We start from the raw sequence: 4,309 nt of genomic DNA on the forward strand, positions 1-4,309 counted from the left end.
GCGCTGGGAGGACTCCGTGCGTCCGGAGCCCCCGCCGTCCCTCAAGGCTCCGACCCGGATGTCGTGCGCGGCGGGGCCTCCGGACGCACGGAGTCCTCCCAGCGCAGCACATCCGCCATCTGCCGGCGGCAGCGGGCGTCGCGGCGGACCTGGGTGGCCTCCCGCATGGCTTCGGTCGGTCCGTAGGCGTACCCCTGACCGGCCAACACGGCGCGCAGGGCGTCCGCCAGTTCCTGCCCGGACTGGAAGCGCTCTGAGGGCTCCCGGCGCAAAAGCCGGATGAGGATGGCCCGCATGGCCGGGGACAATCCCTGGGTGGCGCGTTCCACATGCGCCGGAACCAGACACGCCATGCGCGCGGCCATCAAGGGCGCGGGCAGCCAGCTGGGCACCTCCGCCAGCAGCACCTCCGCGTCAGGCAGCGGCCCCGCGGCAAGCGCGGCCCGCTCCACGTCCTCCAGATCCAACAGGTGCAGGCCGCTGAGCACCTCCAGCAGCACCACTCCCAAGGAGAACAGGTCGGCGCGGCCATCCAGCGGCTTTCGCGCCAGCGCTTCCGGTGAGGCGTAGGCCAGGTCGCCCCGGACGACATGGGTCTCCGTGACGATGCGCCCCGGCAGCTTCGCCCAGGCCATGGCGAAGTCAGACAGTTTCACATGGCCCCGCGCGTCCAGGCGCAGGCTCCGCGGCGACACATCCCGGTGGACGATGCCCAACGGGCGTCCCCGGGCGTCTTCCAGCGTATGAGCATGGTGCAGCGCATCCGCCACTTCCGCGCCCACGTAGGCGGCGAACGCTTCCGAGAAGGGCCGGCGCCGCAGGGCCGCGTAGCTGATGAGCGTCTCCAGGGACTTTCCGTCCACGTGCTCCATGACCAGGTGGGGCAATCCTTCATGCACCCGCACGAGGAACACCTGCACGATGGCCGGGTGGCTGAGCCGCATGAGCAGCTTGACCTCTTCGCGCAGGCGCGCGCGCCCCTGCGCGTCTCCGACGTCCTGCAAACGTTTGATGAGCACGAGGTCGCCGGGGACGCCCGCATAGTGCCGCCGGGCGAGCAGCAGCTCTCCGGAGCCCCGTGCCCCGAGGTAGCGGATCAACTCATACGCCGTGGCCCCGGTGGTGAAGAGGATGAATGGCTTTGAAGCGGGCGGCTCTGGGGGGTGAGTGGACATCTCGGGTGATGCCTCCTGGGCAGGAAGTCCTCCCCTGGGTTGGGAAGGCGTGAGAAAACCTCACGCATCCCTCCTACCACCCACGTCCGACACACCCTTCCAACCTCCCAGCACGGATTCAGGGAAAAAAGGAAACGGCCCCCGACGAAGCGGAGGCCGTCTCTGAGCGGTCCGTGAGGAAACGACCCGCCCGCTGCGCTCGACGCGTTGACTACTACTACTTCTTCTTCACCGGCTGCGTCACGGTCAGCTCGCGCACCACCATGTCCTTACCGTCCCGGACATACGAAGCGCGGACCTGGGCACCCTCTTCAATGTCATCCAGCTTCAGCGGCTGGTTGTTGTGCAGGATGCGCGTCTGGTCGTTCGTCTTCAGCTCGAGCTGCTTGTTGTTGCTGGTGTCGACCACGGTCAGCTCATCATTGCCGGTGGAGAGCACGCGGCCGCTGACGCTGCTCGCGGCAGCGGTGGCACCCGCCGCGCCGGAGCCACCCAGGGCCATGTCGTCATTCAGGTCCGTCCGGCGATCAGCCTCGGCCTCGGCCAGGTCCTGGCGCTCGTCCTGGACGTCCTGCTGCGCGCTGGCGATCTCTTCCGCGGCCTCACGCTGCGTCCCAGCGATGTCCTCCTGGGCCTCCATTTGCGTGCTGGCGATGTCCTCCCGCGCGTCCTGACGGATCTCCGCCGTCTCCTGCTGCGCCTCCACCTGCGCCTCGGCGACGTCCTGGCGCTGCGACTCAACGTTGTCGCGCTTGCTGCAGCCAGTGACGACCAACGACATACCCGCAACCGCAGTGACCGCCATCATGAGCTTGCGCATTTGTTCCTGCTCCTTTCACGTGGAAATGGGAGAAGGTTTCCCCCTCACTCACTTGCGGCCGAGAGAGCGTTTCCCCCGGCGCTGGGCAGAAACTGGGTGCTCCCCCCTCCCTTGAACAGGGGTTGTCTGGCGCACACGGAGGCCTTAGGGGCACACGGCGGACCACGGGGCGCATGGCCGCCTGCCTGCCCTACCAGGGAACAAGGGCAGAAAACGGAGATACCGGGCCCGGCCGCAAGAACGGCTAGAGACCGCCCTCCACGCCACCGTCACCGGGCGCCTCTTCGGTACCAGCGTCCGCGCACAGCGGCGCTCCTTCTCGCGCCCACCGCGCGATGCGCTCGCGCTCCTGCGCCGTCGGCATGGGTACCGGACGCCACGGCGGCGGCATGTCCTGGAACACGTACGCGCGCGCCTGGATTCGCGCCGCCATCGCGTGCGCGCCTGGGAGACCGCCATCCTCGGGCGCGTAGTAGTCCAGGCGGAACGACGTCACGTCGCTGTCGCTCGTATCGGCGCCGTGGCACGAACTCACGCAGCTCGCCGCCATGATGGGCTGGATGTCCTCGCACCACGTGGGCACGGGCCCCGCGTCACCGCCGTCCGGCACTCCCGGCAGCCCCAGCACCTCACAGGTGCGCCCTTCCCCTGGCCTTACCGCGACACAGACGTACGGCGGCGGGCAATCCTGTGCGCCCTCGCACGCCTTGCCCGTGAAATCGATGGCGTCCAGCGTGCACGCCATGGCCACGCAGACGGAGAAGGATGCGCTCGCGAGAAGGCTCTTCCTGGGGCGTGTGGTCGGAATCTCAATTCCCTCTATCGGCGTCGCACCACGCCCCCGTCATCCTGGAAGGCGTCGCCCACATCCACCCCGCCGTCCAGCGAACGAGCATGCCCCCGAGTATACCGGTGACGGTAGCGGGCGTACGGACCAGCGAGCGCGTTGACAGCGCGGAGTCACCCTTGTAGTGCGTGCCCAGGTCCCGTCGTCGCAAGGAGCCGTGAGGCCATGCAGGTCTGGGTCAACGGAGAGACGCACGAGGTGCCGGAAGGCACCACCCTTTCGGCGCTGCTGGAGTCGCTTCAAGTGGGCGGCCCCGGCGTCGCCGTGGAAGTGAACGCGGAGGTGGTGCGCCGCGCCCGCCATCCCGAACACCACCTCCAGGCGGGAGACCGCGTGGAAATCGTCACCTTCGTCGGCGGCGGCTAGCCAGGAGTCCGCACATGAGCATCCAGGACAAGCCTTTCACCATCGCCGGAGTGACGTTCAGCTCCCGGCTCATCCTCGGCACGGGGAAGTATCCCAGCCACGACATCATGCAGCGCTGCCACGAGTCCTCCGGCACGGAGATGGTGACCGTGGCCGTGCGCCGCCTGGACCTCAAGGCCACGGGCGAGGCGTCGCTGATGAACTGGATTGACCGCAACCGCCTGCGCCTGCTCCCCAACACGGCGCTCTGCTACACGGCGGATGACGCGGTCCGCACCTGCCGGCTCGCCGAGGAGCTGGGTATGAGCAAGTGGGTGAAGCTCGAGGTGCTCGGCGACGAGAAGACGCTCTACCCGGACGTCGAGGAGACGGTGAAGGCGGCCCGCATCCTGGTGAAGGAGGGCTTCACCGTGCTGCCGTACACCAGCGACGACCCCATCACCGCCCGCAAGCTGGAGGACGTGGGCTGCGCGGCCGTGATGCCGCTGGCGGCGCCCATCGGCAGCGGCCTGGGCATCCGCAATCCGCACAACATCCGCCTCATCCTGGAGACGGTGAAGGTCCCCGTCATCGTGGACGCGGGCGTGGGCACGGCGTCCGACGCGGCCATCGCCATGGAGTTGGGCGTGGAGGCGGTGCTGATGAACACCGCCATCGCCGGAGCGCAGGACCCGGTGCGCATGGCCGTGGCCATGAAGAAGGCGGTGGAGGCCGGCCGCGACGCGTACCTGGCGGGCCGCATCCCGCGAAAGGCCTACGGCTCCGCGTCCAGCCCGATTGACGGGCTCGTCCACCACTGACGGCCGGGGGCGCACGGTGGTGCCTTCCACCCTTCCCCGGCTCGTCGTCATCACCGACTGGCGCCTGCCGTCCGAACGGATGCGGTGGGCGCTCACCCGGGCGCTCGACGCCGGGCCCGAGGTGGCCGTCCAGCACCGCCACCCCGAGGCCACCGGGCGCCGCTTCCTCGACGAGGCGCGGGAGCTGGCCGCGTTGTGCCACTCACGTGGCAACCCGCTCTTCATCAATGGGCGTGTCGACGTGGCGCTGCTCGTCGGCGCCCATGTCCACCTTCCCGCCCATGGCCCCGCCCCCATGGAC

The 4,309-nt window shown here is 69.0% G+C and carries 6 protein-coding genes; 3 read left to right on the plus strand and 3 right to left on the minus strand.

Annotated features, from left to right (window positions below; all coding sequences use genetic code 11):
* Nucleotides 1–41 precede the first annotated feature (41 nt).
* From HNV26_RS36955 to HNV26_RS36965, 3 genes are all read right to left on the minus strand, one after another.
* The gene (locus HNV26_RS36955) at nt 42–1,175 is read right to left on the minus strand and encodes a serine/threonine-protein kinase (RefSeq protein ID WP_171445555.1); all 1,134 of its coding nucleotides are present in this window, start codon (nt 1,173–1,175) and stop codon (nt 42–44) included.
* A 217-nt stretch (nt 1,176–1,392) separates the two neighbouring features.
* Nucleotides 1,393–1,995 carry a hypothetical protein gene (locus HNV26_RS36960; protein ID WP_171445556.1) on the minus strand — a complete coding sequence of 201 codons (603 nt, stop codon included), beginning with the start codon at nt 1,993–1,995 and terminating at the stop codon, nt 1,393–1,395.
* 244 nt (nt 1,996–2,239) lie between these two features.
* Entirely contained in the window at nt 2,240–2,740 is a 501-nt protein-coding gene (locus tag HNV26_RS36965; RefSeq protein ID WP_171445557.1) for a hypothetical protein, read from the minus strand.
* Nucleotides 2,741–3,007: 267 nt separating this feature from the next.
* On the opposite strand from HNV26_RS36965, the gene thiS reads away from it, so the two are divergent.
* The 3 genes from thiS to HNV26_RS36980 all read left to right on the plus strand — a co-directional run.
* Entirely contained in the window at nt 3,008–3,208 is a 201-nt protein-coding gene (gene thiS / locus HNV26_RS36970; RefSeq protein WP_026114303.1) for a sulfur carrier protein ThiS, read from the plus strand.
* Between the two features lie 14 nt (nt 3,209–3,222).
* Entirely contained in the window at nt 3,223–4,008 is a 786-nt protein-coding gene (locus tag HNV26_RS36975; RefSeq protein ID WP_171445558.1) for a thiazole synthase, read from the plus strand.
* A 16-nt stretch (nt 4,009–4,024) separates the two neighbouring features.
* On the plus strand, nt 4,025–4,309 hold a 285-nt coding region (locus tag HNV26_RS36980; RefSeq protein ID WP_366817111.1), incomplete at its 3' end, for a thiamine phosphate synthase.

Origin of the sequence: Myxococcus xanthus, from assembly GCF_013116825.1 — a bacterium.
Taxonomy (GTDB): Bacteria; Myxococcota; Myxococcia; order Myxococcales; family Myxococcaceae; genus Myxococcus; species Myxococcus xanthus_B.

Excerpts from the sequence above, each read along its gene's own strand:
- HNV26_RS36960 (WP_171445556.1), bottom strand. The coding sequence starts at position 1,995 with ATGCGCAAGCTCATGATGGCGGTCACTGCGGTTGCGGGTATGTCGTTG.
- HNV26_RS36975 (WP_171445558.1), top strand. The coding sequence starts at position 3,223 with ATGAGCATCCAGGACAAGCCTTTCACCATCGCCGGAGTGACGTTCAGC.
- HNV26_RS36965 (WP_171445557.1), bottom strand. The coding sequence starts at position 2,740 with ATGGCGTGCACGCTGGACGCCATCGATTTCACGGGCAAGGCGTGCGAG.
- HNV26_RS36955 (WP_171445555.1), bottom strand. The coding sequence starts at position 1,175 with ATGTCCACTCACCCCCCAGAGCCGCCCGCTTCAAAGCCATTCATCCTC.
- thiS (WP_026114303.1), top strand. The coding sequence starts at position 3,008 with ATGCAGGTCTGGGTCAACGGAGAGACGCACGAGGTGCCGGAAGGCACC.